Annotated in this window: 10 protein-coding genes; 2 read left to right on the top strand and 8 right to left on the bottom strand. The window is 66.7% G+C overall.

Annotation, left to right across the window (positions count from 1 at the left end; translation table 11 throughout):
• The first annotated feature begins 116 nt into the window (after positions 1 to 116).
• Positions 117 to 3,092 carry a protein kinase domain-containing protein gene (locus tag AC3QL3_RS01305; RefSeq protein WP_492896445.1) on the top strand — a complete coding sequence of 992 codons (2,976 nt, stop codon included), beginning with the start codon at positions 117 to 119 and terminating at the stop codon, positions 3,090 to 3,092.
• A gap of 65 nt (positions 3,093 to 3,157) precedes the next feature.
• On the opposite strand, the gene AC3QL3_RS01310 is transcribed toward AC3QL3_RS01305, so the two are convergent.
• The 3 genes from AC3QL3_RS01310 to AC3QL3_RS01320 form a co-directional block, all read right to left on the bottom strand.
• Positions 3,158 to 3,685 carry an ECF-type sigma factor gene (locus tag AC3QL3_RS01310; protein ID WP_492896446.1) on the bottom strand — a complete coding sequence of 176 codons (528 nt, stop codon included), beginning with the start codon at positions 3,683 to 3,685 and terminating at the stop codon, positions 3,158 to 3,160.
• Between the two features lie 238 nt (positions 3,686 to 3,923).
• Positions 3,924 to 4,955, bottom strand: a complete 1,032-nt coding sequence (locus AC3QL3_RS01315) for a glycoside hydrolase family 5 protein (RefSeq protein WP_492896448.1) — start codon at positions 4,953 to 4,955, stop codon at positions 3,924 to 3,926.
• A gap of 47 nt (positions 4,956 to 5,002) precedes the next feature.
• Positions 5,003 to 6,655, bottom strand: a complete 1,653-nt coding sequence (locus tag AC3QL3_RS01320) for a hypothetical protein (RefSeq protein ID WP_492896449.1) — start codon at positions 6,653 to 6,655, stop codon at positions 5,003 to 5,005.
• Between the two features lie 433 nt (positions 6,656 to 7,088).
• Here AC3QL3_RS01320 and AC3QL3_RS01325 point away from each other — a divergent pair, with 433 nt between their 5' ends.
• The gene (locus AC3QL3_RS01325; RefSeq protein WP_492896450.1) at positions 7,089 to 8,336 is read left to right on the top strand and encodes a glycosyltransferase; all 1,248 of its coding nucleotides are present in this window, start codon (positions 7,089 to 7,091) and stop codon (positions 8,334 to 8,336) included.
• Here the strand turns inward: AC3QL3_RS01325 and AC3QL3_RS01330 are convergent.
• Genes AC3QL3_RS01330 through AC3QL3_RS01350 form a run of 5 tightly spaced genes read right to left on the bottom strand, consistent with a single transcriptional unit; the run spans position 8,333 to position 17,480 of the window.
• Positions 8,333 to 9,688 carry a condensation domain-containing protein gene (locus AC3QL3_RS01330; RefSeq protein ID WP_492896451.1) on the bottom strand — a complete coding sequence of 452 codons (1,356 nt, stop codon included), beginning with the start codon at positions 9,686 to 9,688 and terminating at the stop codon, positions 8,333 to 8,335. The genes AC3QL3_RS01325 and AC3QL3_RS01330 overlap by 4 nt on opposite strands.
• 19 nt (positions 9,689 to 9,707) lie before the next feature.
• On the bottom strand, positions 9,708 to 10,682 hold the full coding sequence (locus tag AC3QL3_RS01335) for a glycosyltransferase (RefSeq protein WP_492896452.1): 975 nt from the start codon (positions 10,680 to 10,682) through the stop codon (positions 9,708 to 9,710).
• Positions 10,679 to 12,046 carry a condensation domain-containing protein gene (locus AC3QL3_RS01340; RefSeq protein WP_492896453.1) on the bottom strand — a complete coding sequence of 456 codons (1,368 nt, stop codon included), beginning with the start codon at positions 12,044 to 12,046 and terminating at the stop codon, positions 10,679 to 10,681. The genes AC3QL3_RS01335 and AC3QL3_RS01340 overlap by 4 nt, the downstream gene beginning before the upstream one ends.
• Positions 12,046 to 13,362 carry a glycosyltransferase gene (locus AC3QL3_RS01345; protein ID WP_492896454.1) on the bottom strand — a complete coding sequence of 439 codons (1,317 nt, stop codon included), beginning with the start codon at positions 13,360 to 13,362 and terminating at the stop codon, positions 12,046 to 12,048. Before AC3QL3_RS01345 ends, AC3QL3_RS01340 begins: the two co-directional genes overlap by 1 nt.
• Before the next feature lie 17 nt (positions 13,363 to 13,379).
• Positions 13,380 to 17,480, bottom strand: a complete 4,101-nt coding sequence (locus AC3QL3_RS01350) for an amino acid adenylation domain-containing protein (protein ID WP_492898828.1) — start codon at positions 17,478 to 17,480, stop codon at positions 13,380 to 13,382.
• Positions 17,481 to 17,860 lie beyond the last annotated feature (380 nt).

Consider the following 17,860-nt stretch of genomic DNA (forward strand, 5'->3'; position numbering starts at 1 on the left):
GGGCCGCCTAGTTTGGTCGAAGCGTAAGCCGCTTCGCGAGCGCAGAGGCGCGTTCGGCGAAGACCGAGAGCGCAGTGCGCGGCGCTATACTGCCGAGCCGGACGGGGGTAGTCGCAATGGCTCAGTTCTCGCTGGCGCTGGAAGAGCGCGAGCTGTTCGAACGCGCCTTGGGGGAATCGCGCGAACGGCGCTCGGCGTTTCTGGATCGGGCCTGTGCCGGCCGCGAGGAGCTGCGCGAGCGCGTCGAAAAGCTGCTGCGCCTGGCCGAGGGCAGCGACGGCTTTCTCGACCGCGGCGTGATCAAGTCGCGCGCCGCCGATGCAGCGCAGGAGAGCACCTACGCAGCGGGCCGAGCGATCGGGCCCTATCGCCTCGTGCACTGGATCGGTCGCGGCGGCATGGCGGAAGTGTGGCTGGCCGAGCGCAGCGAAGGCGGCTTCAAGCAGCAGGCGGCGATCAAGTTCCTGCGCGGTGCGCACGGCTCGCTGGGCCGGCAGTTCTCGACCGAACGCGAAGTCCTCGCCTCGCTCGAGCACCCAGGCATCGCACGGCTCTACGACGGCGGCGCGACGCCGGACGGCGCGGCCTACATGGTGATGGAGTACGTCGAAGGCGAACACCTGATCGAGTACGCGAACGCACGCCGGCTGCCGCTCGGCGAACGTCTCCCGCTGTTCATCCAGATCTGCGAGGCGGTCGCTTACGCGCACACCCGCCTGGTGATCCATCGCGACCTCAAACCCGCCAACATCCTGGTCAACGCCGAAGGCCGCGTGAAGCTGCTCGACTTCGGCATCGCCAAGGTGCTCGACGCCGAGCCGATGGAACGGGTGACGCGCACGGTGCATCTGTCGCCGGCCTATGCCGCGCCCGAGCAGCTCGCCGGCGGCTACATCGGTACCGCGACCGACGTGTACGCGCTCGGCGTGGTGCTGTTCGAACTCTTGACCGACAAGCTGCCGTGGTCGAGTGAGGCTTCGGCTCTGGCGACCGCGGTCAAACGCTTGCTGGACATGGAAGCGCCGGCGCCGAGCCGCGCAGCCGGCGCGGATTCACCGGTGCCGCTGCGCCAGCTGGCAGGCGACCTCGATGCGATCGTCGCACGCGCGTTGCGCAGAGAGCCGGCCGCGCGCTACCCGGATGCGCGCGCGCTGGGCGAGGACGTGCGCCGCTATCTGCAACACCGGCCGGTGCAGGCACGCAGCGGCGCGCGCACGTACGTCGCGCGCCGATTCGTGCGCCGCAATTGGCTGCCGCTCTCAACATTGATCTTGCTGTTCGCCGCCATGGCCGCCGCCACCGTCGCCATTGCGTGGCAAGCGAACAAGGCACGTGAAGCCGCGCGCCGCGCCGAGCGCGAAGCGCGCACGGCGACGGCCGTGCAGGAATTTCTCGGCGAAATCTTCCACGCCAATTCGAGCGCGCAAAGCGATCCGGTCAAGGCGAGGCAGACGACTGCGCGCGAATTGCTCGATCTGGGTGCGAAGAAGATCGAGACGGCGATGGCCGATGCGCCGGCGGCCAAGCTCGGCGTCTTGCAATTGCTCGGCGACCTCTACAAAGACCTCGCCATGCGCGAGGAGCGCATCCGCGTACTCGGCCAGGCCGTGGTTCTGGCGCGGAACGACAGTGCAGCCGGCTCGCCCGAGCTGGCCGCCGCCTTGATCGATCTGGCCGACGCTATGTACGGCTCGAGTGCAAACGAGGAAAGCGAGGCTTTGCTGCGCGAAGCGCAAGCCATCCTCGATCGCGATCACGACGACCATTCCGCTCTCCGCGCGCGCCTCTTGGCCGCGCAGGCGCAGTACTACCGTTTCGTCGACCCGCCGCTCGCGGACGACTACGCCGGCCGTGCCGTGCGCTTGTACGAAGCGCTTCCGCCGTCGCGCGATCTGGCCGATGCGCTGCAGCTGCAGGGCGGCGTGCAATGGGTCAGCGGCCGGCGCGAGGCGGCGATCGTCTCGATGCAGCGCGTGATCGAGGTGCTGGGCACGTTGCCGGAAGAACGCTTCGGCCTGGTCAACGCCTACAGCGATCTCGCCACGCTGCAGTACGAGCTGGTCGACGCCGCCGGCGCGGAAAAGAATGCGCGCCTCGCGTTGGCGACCGCCTTGGCCGTCAACGGCGAGCAGCACGTCGGCACGATCCTGGAGAAGACCTGGCTCGGCGGCACGCTGTTCGCGCTCGGCCACACGAAGGAGGGCCTCGATCTGCACGCGCAGGCGAAGCGGCAGATGCTCGCTTTGCCCGGAACGGAAAATCAGACCGAGATCGCCAGCGTGCTGGAGAACCGCGGCGCCGACCTCGCCGAAGCGGGCAATCTCGATGCGGGAATGACCGACTTGGACGCGGCGCTGGCGATCCGTCGGCGCGGTCCGAGAAACCTGGTGCTGGCGACCACACTGGACAACGCCGCCATCGTCCTGGCGGAGCTGGGGCGCTACGACGCGGCGCGCAAAGCCTCGGTGGAGGCCGCCGACATCCGCGCAACGACGGGCGGCGCGAGCGCCGTGACGTCGACCTCGGTGACCGACCTGCGTGTGCTGCTGCCGTTGCGCCAAGGCCACCTCGCCCAGGCGCGCGAGGCGCTCGCGAGCTATACCGTCACGAACGTGTCCGGGCAGCATTTGTCGCGCTCCGCGCTGCAGCGCTCGCTCTACGCTGCCGAGATCGAATTGCGTTCGGACGACTTCGATGCGACCGCTGCGGCGACGGCGAGCGTGCGTGCGACGATTCGAGCCGCTGCGCTCGACGCTTCGTTCAAAGGCGTGCTGGCGAGCGCCGACCTGTTCGACGGAATGGCCGAGTTGCAGCGGGGCGATGCTGCCGCCGCGCTGCCGCTGTTGCGCAACGCGTTGGCGCTGCGCGAAGGCGATTTGTTGTTGCCGATCAGCCCGAAAATCGCCGAAGCGCAAATCGCCCTGGCCGATTGCCAACTAGCACTCGGTCGAGTGATGCAGGCACGCGAACTCGCCGCCAAGGCGCAGGCCATCCATGCGCAGCACAAGGAGCTCGGCGAACATTACCGTGAACCTTTGCGCCGTCTGTTGCGACGCTTGGCCGCTAGCGCAGGCAACGCCAAAACGGCTTAGACGGCGTGGCTTTCGATGCGATCGTCGTCTTCGCTTGCATGGAGACGACGGCAGTGAAGCCGGCGCTAGGTTCCCAACGCCTCGTACAAGAGGGCCTTGGCCATCGTCCAGTCGCGCTGCACGGTGCGTTCGGCGATGCCCAGAGCGAGTGCGGTCTCTTTGTCCGAATAGCCGGCGAAGTAGCGGCACTCGACCACGCGCGCCAGTCGCGGCGAGGTCTGTTCGAGCGCGCTCAACGCTTCGTCGAGCGCGACGATGCGCTCGTCGCTTTCGGCCAGGATGTCGACCGACTCGATGTCGAGCGCCGCCTGTCCGCCGCCGCGCTTGTCGCGCAGGCGCGCGCGCGCGTGCGAAACCAGCGCGTGACGCATCGCCAGCGCCGCCGTGTTGAGAAAATGCGCGTGGTCCTTGAACGCCTCCTGCCGCGCCAGCTTCAGATAGGCCTCGTGCACCAGCGCGGTCGTACCGAGCGTCGCGGCCGGGTTGGCGAGGCGTCCGCGCTCGTGCCGCGCGATGCGCTGCAGGTCGGCGTAGAACAGCTGGACCAGCAGCTCGACGGCCTGCTCGTCGGACGGGGGGAGTGCACCCTGCATGGATGGATTGTGCAGGAAATCGGCTACCCCGGCATGTCGCGGGGAAGGAAGCAGGGAGGGGCAACCGAACGTATCCATTGGCCACTTCGCATGGGCGGTCGGCGCGGCGCTCGTCTTGGGCGCTTGCGCCGTGCGAGCCGCACGCTTCACTCCATCGCGGCAAGTTCGACAACGGCCGCTACGCCGTACGCCCGACCCCCTGCGTCAGCGAAAGCGCCAAGGCGCCCGCCGCTGGGCCTCAGCCGTCGAAGCCGTCCGCGAACAGCGGCGGCATGTACGGCAGCAGCCAGCGCATCTGCGGCGCGTCGACGCTGAAATTCGCCGTCGGTTCCAGCGTGAACTGGTAGTCGTCCCACCAAGGCCCGGCCGACCACCAGGCCCAGCCGAGCCAGACGTCCGCGTTCGTGCGCAGATGGTTGAGCGCGCTCTCGATCGTGGATTCGCAGTCGCTGTTGTCGCCGCCGGCGGTCTCGGCAAGGAAGCCGCGCAAGCCGTGCGCGCGCAGCCACGTGCTCATGTCTTGCAACTGCGCCGCGCCGGAACCCGGTTCGCAGGTTCCGAGTTCGCCGCCGTGGTCGTCATCGAAGTATTGATGCACTTCGAACGCATGCGGACCGGCATCGACGATCGACAGCATCGCCACGGCGTTGGGCGTGCCGTACCAGTCGTCGTTCCAGCTCCAGGCACCGGTCCAGCCGTTGCCGGGCACCAGGATCAACTGTTGCGCACCGGTCGCGCGGATTCCCGCGATCGCCGCGTTGGCGGCGGCCACCCATTGTTCGGTAGGTAGGCTGTTCGGTTCGTTCATCAGGCCGAAGACGACCTGGTCGTTGCCGGCGTAGTGCACGGCGAGGCGCGACCAGAAGTCGGCGAAGCCGCTGTTGGGCACGGCGGCCGAACCGATCACGTCTTCGTAATAGCGGGCGAAGTTCTGCGGATTGAGGATCGTGTGCACACCGACCGCGGAAGCGTGCTCGACCAGGCCGTCGAGCGCGGCCAGATAAGTTGCGTCGAACTCGCCGTTGAGCGTGGGCTGCAGACGCTCCCACATGAACGGGATGCGCACGATGTTCATGCCGCGGCTGCGGAAGTAATCGATCTCCTCGTTGGTCGGCCAGATGTAGTCGACGCCGAGTTCGCCTGGCAGCGGGACGCCGAATTCCGCGCCCGACAGATTGACGCCGCCGTAGCGATTGTTCGCCTCGGCCAGGCCGCCGATGCCGAAGCCGAGCAGCAGCGCCAGCGCGATGCCTTGGGTCGATGTGCGCATGTTTCGTTCCCCTTCCGTTGCGACGATGACTCTTGCAAGACCGCGCCTCAAGGCGTGATCTCGAGACGATTGGCGGTGCCCGCGAGATCGCGGTTCAGGGTGATCCACAATTCGCCGGCAGCGCTGCGTATCGACGGCAGATAGTCGGTGTCACGCCCCAGCGTCACCCCGTTGAGGCGCACGGCCGACGGCAGTGCGCCGGTATAGGCACGCACGATAAGCAGGGGATGTTTCAGCGTGCCGCTGCCGATCGCGATGTTCGCGTCGAGCCGGTTGCCGGCGGCCTGGAACGTCAGCGCACCGTAGACCGCGTCGTAGCCGGCGGGCTGATAGTTGCGCAGCGTTGCATCGGCGATGCCGGCTGCGCCCTGCGTGACGACGCTGCCGACGCTCGCGCTGAGAACGAGGCTCTGGATCGTTTCGACTTCGCGCACCTGGCCGCCTACCGGGTCCGAGCTGTGCGAACCGAGCACCACATAGACGGAATAACTCTTCTTCGGCCAGCCCGGCGCCATCGGATCGCCGGGCAGGGCGGTGCCGTTGTCGCCGCCGCCGTATTCGGCGTTGCCGCGGATGCGGTAGTGCTGCTGGCCGAGGAAGCCGAAGTTGGTGCCCCAAGCTAGGCGCGCGTTCTGGGTCGGGCCGTCGTACAGCTCGTAGTTGACCGACTGGAACGGCCAGTTGTAGTCGCACGGCATCGAGTAATTCGCGCCGGGGTCGCTGCAGCCTTGGCCTTGCGCACTGGTGCGGCCCCACAGGTCCTGGCCCCAATAGCCGCCGGCGTCCTGCTGGCGGATCGTCTGCGTCTGCACGGTACCCATCGTCGCGTCGACCCCGGCGGTCCAAAGTTTGACGAATGGAATCGTGTTCGGCTGGATCCAGCTCCAGCCGCTCGAGAAGGTGACCGGATTGGACGAGCTGGTGAACGCGTAGTAGTCGCCCCAAGCCACGCCGGCGATGGTCGCGCGCGCGTCGTCGTCGGCGGCGCCGTCGATGCGCAGCTGGCCGTAGGGTGCGCGCGAATCGTCCTCGAGCCGGTTCGCCGGCACGCCGGAGAGGTCCCAGGTGATCGACCACAGCGGGTTGTCGCGGCCGTCCGCGAACACCCAGTCGATCGTGACCGGCACGTCGTAGCGCTGCGCCGGCGCTGCGGTGGTGCAGTAGCGCGGATAGTTCTGGGTGAAGCGCAGGATCGCGTGGTGGCGCCCTTCGAACAGGCGTTGAAAGCGCACCGGCGTGAAATGCCCCAGGCTCGAGGAATCGCCGCCGCCGGTGCAAATGTCTTCGTGTGCGGTGTGCGAGACGACGTAACCGAAACCGCCGTAGCCGTCCGCGGTCGCCTGCACCACGCGTGTCGCCGCCGCGACCCGATAGCGGAACTCGCGCAGCTCGCCGCCGCGCGAACCGCCGCTGCCGCTGCCGCTGTGCGCGAGGACGGCCGCGCGCGGCAAGTTGGCGCTGTCGCGCCAGCCGAAGCGGTCGCCGTTGAGACCGTCGATCGGCACGTCGTGCGCGATGGACAGCAGCGCACCGCCGTCCAAGCCGTCGGCAAAAATCAGGTCGTCGGCGCTGTCGCTTCGTCCGGCCTGGTCGAGGTGCGGCGCCGGCTGCGCGTCGGCGATGCGGCCGTTCAATGCGATTGCGGCGAGCGCGAGAACGACACGAAAAGCAAAGGCGGCACGCGGCTGGTGCTGGGTCACTACGTTCTCCCTCGATCGAGAAGGGTGAGGCTGGGACTTGCGGCGTTTCCGGCGCGAGGCACGTGCGACGGTCGTACGCTACCTACGTCGTTTCGCGGCGACATCCGCCATCGTCGTTCCGACGCCTGCGTCGACGGCAGCCGGTCTGCGCACGGCGGTCCGAGCGGCGCATCGCTCTGTCGGGCTGGCTAGTTCGCCGGAAGCTGCCGGCCGCTGCTCCAGATACGGACGAGATTTCCGCAATCCCGCGTTCCGCGTAAAGCACGGCTTGATCGGGCGGCGCCGCCAACTGCCGATCTGTGCGGCAGTTCCTGCGTGGGATCGGCGCGACGGTTTTACTATAGAAGTACATTTCTTTTGCGGTCTGGAAATCCGAACGCCGCTGAAGCGCGAGCGGGAACTTCGTGACGGGGGAATGGATGCGATACCCACGATGAAAGCGATCTTCATGACCGCCGGCTCCGATGGCGACGTGCATCCGCACCTCGCGCTCGCCGGTGCGATGCGCGAGCGCGGGCACGAGGTCGTGTTTCTGTCGACCTACGAATATGTCGCGGCTGCTCGATCGCTTGGCTTGCGCTCGTTGTGCATCCTCGAAGACGAGGAGAAGCGCCAGTTCGCCGAAGAAGTGCGCCGCATGCGGCCGCTGCAGTGGATACGCGGCCATTTGCGCTTCTTCGCCAAGAAGGTCGCCGACTGCGCGCGTCTCGCCGCCAACGAGATCGACGGCGACACCGTGATCGTCAGCCCGCTCTCGGTGTCGGGTGTCGCGCGGCTGCTGCACGACCGCTACGGAACGCCGTACGTGTCGACGATGCTGACGCCGGCGGACCTGGTCTCCTTGCGCGAGCCGCAGTTCTACAAATCGCTGCGCCTCGTGCTCGGCTTGCCGCCGTGGTTGCGCGGTCCGACGTTCGCGGCGGTCGAGCGCTCGCTGATCGATCCCTTGTGCCGCAGCCTCCTGCGCGACGCGGCGCGCGAGTTCGAGCGCACGCTGCCGCGCCGGATGTACAGCCGCTGGTTGTTTTCGCCGCAGCGCATCGTCGGTTTGTTTCCCGAGTGGTTCTGCAAGCGTCCGCCCGATTGGCCGGCGCACCTGACGCTGAGCGGGTTTCCGCTGTATCGCAGCGCCGATACGACGCGCGAGTTGCCGCAAAGTCTGCTGCGATTCCTCGACGCCGGGCCGCCGCCGGTGGTGGTCGCACCAAGCACGGCAGAAATCAAAAGCCGTGCCTTCTTCGAAAACAGCATCGCCGCTCTGCAGGCCGCCGGCCAGCGCGGAATCCTGGTGAGCCGGCTCGCCGATCAGCTGCCGCCTTTGCCGGACGGCATCACGCACGAATCGTATCTGCCGCTCGACTTATTGCTACCGCGCGTCGGCGCGTTCGCGCATCAGGGCGGCATCGGCATGGCGGCGCTGGCTTTGTCGGCCGGCGTGCCGCAGCTGATGCTGCCCAAGTTCACCAACCAGTGGGACAACGCGCGCCGCGTCGCCGCGCTCGGATGCGGCATCAGCCTGGAGCGGAAACGCGATGCCGCGACGATTGCGACGGCGCTGCGCGAACTGACCAGTCCCGCCAGCATCGAGCGCTGCCGCGCCGTGCAACAGCTGGCCGAGCCCGGATCGGTCGGTTGCGCGCGCGCGATCGACGTCATCGAGCGTGCACAGCACGATCGCTAGATGAGTTCGTGCCAGTCCACCGGATCGTGCCGCGCGGTCGTCGGCCGGAGCGTGACGGTGCTTGTGGTCGGGTTCGCCTCCGATCGCTCGCTGCCGATGGCCGCGCATCGGTGCAGGGTATCGGTCAAGGCGCGCCCTAGCGCTTCGACTTGCTCGCGTGGCAGACAGGCCTCATCGCCGATGTAGGTGAAGTGCAGCTGCCCGTGCAGGGTATGGGCGGCGATGTCGAGCATCTTGAAGTAGAACGAATGCGCGTACGGAAAGAAGCTGTGCACGCGCAGCGGAGAGGCCGCCGCGTCGAGCGTGATGTTGCCGAGGTTGGAGAGCGAAATCCGGCTGCGCCCGCGCTTACGGCTCAAGCGATCACTCAGTTGCGCGATCCAGTTCAGTTTCCGGGTCGACGGCGGCGTCAGCATTTCGCAGAACCGGTAGTTGGCGGGAAGGCCGGCGATGCTGGCGTCGATTTTCCGCTGCATCTCTTCCGCCATCGCGCGCGCGCGTACCCAGAAATCGCGGCGCGTATCCTGTCGCGCAGCGACGCGGAAGGCGCTGCCGCCGAAAAACAGGCGGTCCTTCTTCAGCACGCGCGGTCGTCCGCGCCGCGCGCTGATCGGGCTTTCGATCTGCGCGGGCGCGCGCTTGCCGAGCACCGACAAGGCTTCGCCGAGCGCGACCAGCATCGCGGCATGCAGCGGCACCTCTTCGCTGGCGCAGCGTCGCCTCAGGCGCTCCGACGCTTCGGGGCCCATCGTCCATTGCAGATGCAGTTCCCGGTTGCAGGGAGCGCGGCTCGACGATGGAAGCAAGGCGAGCAGCGCATTGACCGCACGCGCCGCCAGCTTCCGTTTCCACGCGTGCCGCTCGGACAGATCACCGATAACGTCCTGCACGGTGAAGGCGGGATAGGGCGTCAGCGGCTCGTCCGAGTGCAATCCCTGCAGCAGTTCGCGGATGACGACGAACATGCTCAAGCCATCGCAGACGCGGTGCGCGCTGGTGATCAGCAGTTCGTCCTTTGCGTCGAGAACCTCGTGACCGCGTCGCAGCCAGACCACGCGCAGCTGCGGCTGGTCGTGCGGGAATGCCGCACGCACTTCGGCCTCACACTCTTGCGTGTGCTGTTGTTCGGAAACCCAGCCCACCACGCGCACCGGAATCGGCCCGGCCGCCTCGAGTTCGTACGACAACTCGCCGTTTTCCTCACGCATCAGCATGCGCAGCGCCGGATGCTTGCGCTGCAAACGGTCGAGCGACGCGCGCAGCCTTTCCGCCGTGATCTCGCCTTCGAGTGCGATGCGATAGCAGAGATTGGCTTCGATCAGGCGTTCGAGCGTGGACAGTTTGCGTTTCATGGTCCGCTGCGGCGTGCGCCTATTCCGCGGTGATGGTCGGCGCGCTGTCCGGCGCCGCCGTGTCGGTAGCGGTGCCGGTGCAGAACGAGAAAATCTTCGGATGCAGGCTTTCGAAGGTGCCGAGCTTGCCTCGCCGGCCGTCCAGGTAGCCGCAGAAGATCGCGGTGATCTTGCGCAGCCGCTGCGGTTCGAACAGCAGCACGCACAGTGCTTGATGGAAAGCCAACAGGCCACTCAGCCGATGCAGACTCCAGTTCGATTTGTACAGCTTCAAGGCGTGCACCGCATTGCGCGCGCCGTAGTAGCGGCGCCAAGCCGGATGATGTGTGGTGAACAGCTTGCCGTGGCGCACGATGCGCCCGGTGGTCTGGCGCATGGTCACGGCTGCGTTGAGATAGACAGGCACGCCTTGGCTGGATGCACGCAGGCCGTATTCGATGTCGATGAACTCGATGAAATAGTCTTCGCGGAATTCGCCCAGCCGGCGATAAGCGGCGGCGGAAATGGCCGAGCCGGAGGAGATGATGAAGAGCGTGGGGAACAGGCCCTCGGTTTCGTGATCGATGCGCTTGGGCTTGGGGAATCGCGGTCCCGGCGGAAAGATCGGCATGCATTTGCCGAGATTGATCTCGTGGATCTTCGGGCCGATCAGGAACGCGTCGGTGTCGAGCTGCGAACACGCCTGCATCATCTTCTCGAAGAACGCGGCGTCGATGTCCGAGTCCTGATCGAGCAGGAAGATCACTTCGCAGCCCCTGGCCAAGAGAACCTCGGCGCCGCGGTTGTAGGCGCCGGCGAGGCCGCCGCGGTTGCGGTTGAAGATCACGCTGGCGCCGTCTTGCCGCAGCACTTCGTGCAAGCCGAGGTCGGCTTCGGAGGAGTTGTCGACGGCGACGACGTGCGGGCACAACGCCTGCGCCTTGCGCAGGTTGCCGACGAACTCCGCCGAAGGGTGGTAGAGCACGAAGATCAGGCCGAAGCGGTTCGCGTTCATGCGATCTCCTTGGTCGGAACCGCAGCTGACGGCGAGGGGATCGCCGGTTCGCGATCGGCGATCGTTGCGGCCGGCCATAGCGCGCGTTCGCGCAGGGTCGTCATGACCGCATCGCGGACCGCGGCGGCCCGTTCGCGCGACAAGCACTTCTCGTCGGCGACGAAGGAGATGTCCAGGCACTCCGCGAAACGGCTGACCACGACCAGCGGACTCGGCATCAGCCGCGCCGAAGGGCTGTGCGCCGCCTCGATGCGGAACTCCTCGTAGTCGCGCGCCAGATCCAGCCGCCCGAGATAGCTCAGAGTCGGATTGAGCAGCGGGCGGCGCGAACGGGCGATCGCGAGCATTTTTTTGTAGACCGGATGCAAATGTTCCATCCCGAAAAGAAGGCGGCGAAATTTCGCGCCGAGCAGTTCGATCTTCTTCCACATGTCAGCTTTCAGGGTTTGGGCGAGGCGCCAGAACTCGGCGTCGCCGACTTCGCCGCTGCGCGGCGTTTCCAGCGGCAGAGTAACGGTAGGCGCGATCGGGAACAGTTGATCGGTCTGCAAGTTCGAAAGGAACTTGCGCGCGTCCACCGGCACGGTGAACTTGCGCACCGCGCGCGCTCCGCATACGTGGCGGAAGCCCAGGACGAACGCCACGCACAGCGCGCCGAACACGCTGATGCCTTCGGCTTCGCAGCGTCGCGTCAGCGCCTGCAATGTCGCTGCATCGATCACCCAGCGCAGCGTGTAGCGGTCGTCGTAGGTCAGCGCCGGGCCGGTCGGCACGCAGCGGATAAAAACGCGAAACAGCGCCGCCATCCAACGCGTCCGGCGCTGCAGGGTACGATCGTTCAGCACCGAATCGGGCAGCAGCTCGGCGATCGCGTGCAGGGAATCGTCGCGGCCGATGTCGCGTTCGGGCGTATCGTGCAGCAGCAGCAATTCGCGCAGGAGGGTGACGATCGAACGGCCGTCGCAGAGACAGTGGTGGCAGGTCAGCAGCAGTTCGCTCGCCATTTCGCCGCGCAGCCAGGTCAAGCGCACCAGCGGTTCGCCGGGGTCGAACAGGCGCGCTTCCTCCTCGCCGGTTTGCGCGAGCCAGTCGTTCGCACTGGCGCGCGCGAGGATGCGCAGCGCAATCGGCGGCGGCGAAGACTGCTCTTGATACCAAGGCCGGCCGTCCCGGTAGACGATCAGACAACGCAGCAGCCGATGCTTCTGTTGCAGCCGCGCCAGCGCGTGACGCAGGCGCGGCTCGGACAGGCGGCCGCGGATTTCGATCGGCAGCACGTTCGCGATCGGATCGCGCCCGTCCAGATACATGCCGCGTTCGGACAGGGTGAGCGGCCGCGCTTCCAGGGCGAGTGCGTTGTGCATCAGGCCGCGTCCCGCCGCGCCGGCAGCTGTTGCGTGCTGTCGTGCAAAAGTCCCCAGTCGCGCAAGCAGCGAATCGCTTCGCCGACGCCGTCTTCGGCTTGTACGCGACGGCCGAGCCGCTGCGCGGCCTCCTGCATCGAGGGGCGCGCTGTTTGTGCGAGCGCGGCGGCCAAGTCGTCCGGCTGCATCCGCTTGCGATCGAGTGCCGCGGGAGCGGTGCCCTGGTTGTGCAGACAGCGCGCCCAGAACGGCTGATCGCCGTAGAAGGGAACGATCACCGACGGAATCCCCGCGCGCGCCGCCGCCGCGGTGGTGCCGGCGCCGCCGTGATGCACCGCCGCCGCCATGCGCGGAAACAGCCAGTCGTGCGGCGCGCTGCGGATGAAGAAGGTGTTCTCGTCGCGCGCGCCTTCCGCGCCGTCCAGACCGCCCCAGCCGGTGGCGAGGACGGCGCGTTGGCCGCTCCTGCGCACGCCTTCGAGCACGGTTTCGGTGAACGCGCCGGCGTCGCCGCTGACCATGCTGCCGAAGCCGAGATAGATCGGCTTGGGGCCGGCTTGCAGAAAGTCGCGCAAGGCCGCGGACGGTTGCCATTGTGGCTCCTGCAAGAACCAGTAGCCGGCGATCTGCGCGCTGTGCGGCCAGTCGGCCGGCCGCGGCACCACGTGGCGGCTGAATCCGTAGACGACGCGGTTGAGCAGTTCGCGGCCGCGATCGAAGTAAGGGCCGGCCCAGGAATGCGCGGGCAACCCCAACTGCGGACGCACGATGTCGTTGATCGCCGGCTTCATCACGCGCCATACCAGCAATCGCAGCAGGTGATAGAGCGCGCGGTTCAACGCCGGCGGCAAGGAGCGACCGGAGCCGGCCAAGACCATCGGCGCAAGAATTCCGGAAGGCATCAGTGCCGGCTGCAGCTGCATGCTGACGAACGGCAGCGCGTGCGCTTCGGCCAAGGATTTGGCCAGCAAGGTGCTGTTGCCGACGCCGATCAAAAGACCCGCGCCTTCGATCGCCGCGCGCCCTTGTGCAACCCAGTCCACCGCCCAGCCGGCGTAGCAATCGCGAAAGATGCGCGCCATCTGACGCAGGTTCAGGCCCTTGTCGGCAATGCTGCGATCCGCGTCCAGGAACTGCTGGAAATCGCTGGTGAGCGGAAAGAATTCGAGCCCGTTGGCGCGGACGAGCGCGGCGAAGCTGGGATCGGTGACGATGCGCACCCGATAGCCGACGCGCTGCAGCCCCAGCCCTAACGCCACGCACGGGCGGATATCGCCCTGCGTGCCGACGGTGAAGATCGCGACCGCTGCGTTCATGTCGACGCCGCCGTACCTCAGCCGAATGCCGTAATCGGTTCTTGCCACGCCGCCGGAACCGGCATCGGGGCCATGCTCGGCGCCGCGCTTTGCCGATCGTTGAAGCGGCGCCGCAGGACGCGGCCGATTTTCGCCGCCGGTGCCGGATCCAGCATCGACTGATGGTGGCAATCGATCTCGTGCACTTCGAGGCGCCCGCCGATGTAGGAACGCCACGCCGCCGGGCTGTATTGCAGCAGCCCGTCGACCGCGCCGCCGTGGCGCTGGTCGGTAGCGCGGAAGAACACCACGTTGGCGTCGATCCGCGGCGGCCGGTAGCGGCGCGCCAAGGCCAGGTTGTTGCGCGTCACTTCGGTGACGTGCTCGAGCATGCGCGGATCGCGCTTGAGCAGGCTTTGCACCAGCGGCTGCGAGTGCACGCGGTATTCGCGATAGAGCAGTTCGGCCAGCGCGTCCATGCACGGCGGCGGATCGGTGTCGGCATGGCAGTGGAAACCGAGAAAGCGCAGGGCGGCCTGCACTTCCTGCGCTTCGTCGGTCGCGGTGTCGGTGGCGAAGAGATAGGAATCCATCATCGCCAACAGCTCGACGCTCTCGCTGTCGGCTTCCAGCTGCGCGACGATCGCGTGCCCGATCAATCCGCCCATCGACCAGCCGAGTAGTCGATACGGCCCCTGCGGCTGGACTTGCCGCATCTGCGCGAGATAGTCGGCGGCGATCTCCTCGATGCTGCCCGGCAAGGCCGCGCTGCCGTGCAGGCCGTGCGATTGCAGGCCGTAGATCGACAGATCGTCGTCCAGATGCCGCAACAGGCTGGTGAAGCCCCAGCTGAGGCCGGTCACCGGATGCAGGCAGAACAACGGCCGTCCCGGCGACTGTTCCTGCGTGGTCGCGCGCAGCGGCAGCATCGTCGCCAGCGGGTCGTCGTCCTGTTGTGCGCGCTGCAGATAGATCGCCAGCTGCGCGACGGTGGAGGCGTCGAACAAACTCGCCAGCGGCAGTTCGGTGGAGAAGAATTCCGAGGAGCGCGCGACCATCTCGGCCGCGGTGAGCGAATCGCCGCCGAGTTCGAAGAAGTTGTCGTGGATGCCGACACGCTCGAGATTGAGCACGTTCTGCCACAGCGCGACCAGCTTCTTCTCCACTTCCGTCACCGGCGCCACGTAACTCGCGCGACGCACCAGGTCCGGTGCCGGCAGCGCCTTGCGATCGAGCTTGCCGCTGGGTGTCAGCGGCAGCGCTTCGAGCAGGGTGAAGCTGGATGGGATCATGTGTCCCGGTACGCGCTTGGCGAGGTGAGTGCGTAGCGCATCCGGATCGAGCGCGGCGTTGAATTTCGGCACCAGATACGCCGCCAGCTGAGTGCTTTCCTCACTGTCGCGATGCACCGTGACCACGGCGGCGGCGACGCCGGCGCAGCCGAGCAACTGATGCTCGATGTCGCCGAGTTCGACGCGATGGCCGCGGATCTTCACTTGTCCGTCGGCGCGGCCGATGAATTCGATCAGGCCGTCGTCGCGCCAGCGCACCAGATCGCCGGTGCGATACATGCGGCTACCGTCGGCGGCGTAGGGGTCGGGGAGGAAGCGTTCGCCGGTCAGCTGCGGGCGATTGAGGTAGCCCTTGGCGACGCCGTTGCCGCCGATGTAGAGCTCGCCGACGCTGCCGGTCGGCGCCAGCCGGCCTTCGCCGTCGAGCACGTACAAGCGCGTGTTGAGCAGCGGCCGGCCGATCGGCGCGGGAATGCCTTCGAGCAGACCCTGCAGATCCTCGTCGGAAATCTCGTAAGCGCTCGACCAGATCGTGGTCTCGGTCGGCCCGTACATTTGGGTGACGCGCGCCGCTTCGCGCTTGAGCTTGACGGCGAGGTCCGCACTCAACGCTTCGCCACCGACGATCGCGTGAATCGAATCCAGCTGCATCTGCGGGCAGGTCAAGAGCACCCGCCACAGCGACGGCGTGGTCTGCAGATGAGTGGCGCCGCTCTCCTGCATCAGACGCGCGAGCAGCAGCGGGTTGTGCACGTCCTCGGTGCTCGCGATCACCACGCGCGCGCCCATGCGCAGCGGCAGGAACAGCTCCATCGCGGCGATGTCGAAGATCGTCGTCGTCACGGCGAGGAAACGATCGCTGGTCTTCAGACCGAACACGTCCTGTGCGCCGATCAGGAAGTTGTTGAGGTTGCGATGGCTGACGACTACGCCTTTCGGCCGACCGGTGGAACCGGAGGTGTAGAGGATGTAGGCCGCGGCGTCGGGTAGCGCGAAGTCGGGTTCCGCTTCGGTAACGAGACCGAGCGTTGCGCTGCCTTCGTCCTCCGGTACGAACATCAGCAGATCGGGCCGCGCCAGTCGCTTGCAGGTTTCGGGCTCGGCGACCAGCGCGATCGGAGAGGCGTCGTCGAGCATCATCGCGATGCGCTCGGCGGGCGCGTCGAGATCCAGCGGCAGATACGCAGCACCGGTCCGCATGATCGCGAGCAGCTCGATCAAAAGCCGTTCGCCGCGCGCCAAAGCGACCGCGACGACGTCGCCGGGCTGCACGCCGTCGGCGAGCAGGCGCCGCGCTTCGCGCACGCTGCGCTCGTGCAGCTCGCGATAGGTCAGCACGGTTGCGCCGAAAACGGCGGCAGGAGCGGTGGGCGTGCAGGCCGCATGGCGCGCGATCACGGCGGGCAGGCTGGTGTCGAGATCGAGTCCGGCTACGGCGCTGTCGTTCCATTCGACCAGCAACCGGTGACGCTCGCCGTCGCCGAGCACGTCGATCTGCCCGAGCGCCCGCTCGGGATCGGCCAGCACGGCATCGATCAGGCGCATCAGCCGCCGCCGATGTTCGTCGAGTTCTTCGATCGAATAGAGCGCGGGGTTGGCGTCGAACATCACGCAGGGATCGCTGCCGTTGCTGCGATCGAAGACGAAGACGATCAGGTCTTCCTGCGTGGTGTTGGAAAGATTGTGCGAGACGGTGCGCGCGCCGCCGAAGTCGAGTTGATAGTCGAACGGTTCGATGTTGATGCCGAGCCGGACGATCTGCTGCCCGCGTCCGACCAGGCCGAAGTCGCGGCGCAGATCTTCGTAGCGATATTGCTGATGTCGCAGCGCCTGCTGCACGCGTTGCGCCGCCTGCGCGAACAAATCGAGCGCGCTCATGCCGGGCCGGAAGGCGAGGCGGATCGGCACCAGGTTGGCCACCATGCCGGGGGAATGGCGCAGAACGTGATTGACGCGCCCCGACACCGGCATGCCGAAGACCAGGTCGTCGGCGCCGGTGGCGCGGTGGTAGTAGGCCGCGATCAGGGCGATCAGCACCTGCGGCAGGCTGGCCGCCGCGCGCTTGCCGAGTTCGGTGAGCGCGTTCGCCGTGGCGAGTGGCAGATAGCCGCTGCTTTGGCGCAGGCCGCCGGACTGGCGCGGAGAGCGGCGCGAAAGCGTGACCGCCTCGGGCAGGTCGGCGAGCCGCTCGTGCCAATAGGCGCGATCGCGACGCCGGCGATCCGAATCGCGATAGGCCGCCTCGGCTTCGATGAGTTCGGTCAGGCTGCCGAATTCGCGCGGCTCGGGCGCCACGCCGGCGACGTAGGCCGTGTACAGCTCGGCCACGCGCCGCGACACCATGCCTCCCGAGTAACCATCGAACGCGACGTGATGCGCGCGGTGATACCAAAAATAGTGATCTTCGGCGAGCTTGAGCAGGGCGCTGAAATACAAGGGATCGCGCGCCAGATCCAGAGGAGCGCTCAGATCGCGCTGCATCCACGCTTCGGCCACCGCGCGAGGATCGCTCTCGGCGCTGAAGTCGACGAAGGGAAACTCCCACTCGTAACTCGGGCGCACGATCTGTTGCGGCTTGCCGTCGCGTTCGACGATGCGTACGCGAATCGCCTCCACTTCAGCGGCGACTTGGCGCAGGGCATCGAGAAAAAGCGCAGGGTCGACCGCACCGAAGATCTCGATCGCCTCTGCAATATTCATCACCGCATCGCTGGCGCCGCCCCTTTCTCCCATCCAAGCTCCGCGCTGCGCGGTGGTGAGCGGGAGGCTGTTTCCATCGGGCCCGTTCATAGGCTGAATCCCTCGAAAAATTCCTTTTAAAAAGGAACAAGCTCCCCCTGCCGCCATCGCGCGTCGGCGCGTCAGCAACATTCTCTATACTTGGAATTGTTTATTTATCTTGCGAAATTTTATTGAGCGATTCTGTGAAGCCCCCGTGATACCCCCTTCACGGTTGTCTCGAATGCATCACAGAATCGGACAGGCGAATGGATCGATTCCGCATTTCCACATGTGGCGCGAGCATTAGTGCCGCGAGACTCGCCGAATGTGTGAGGAAATTCGCATAAGCAGGGAAATCGATTCGCGCGAATCCATCGTGAAAATATCGCGATGAATGGCGAAGCCTGGTGGCGTTTTTCGCGGCATGTTCGCCGCGGACGCATGAGCGTGCCGTCGAGGCTGCGCTGCGATTTTCGGTGACGGCGTCGACACTCCATCGCGAAGCG

Source organism: Dokdonella sp. GW821-FHT11D02 (assembly GCF_058808595.1).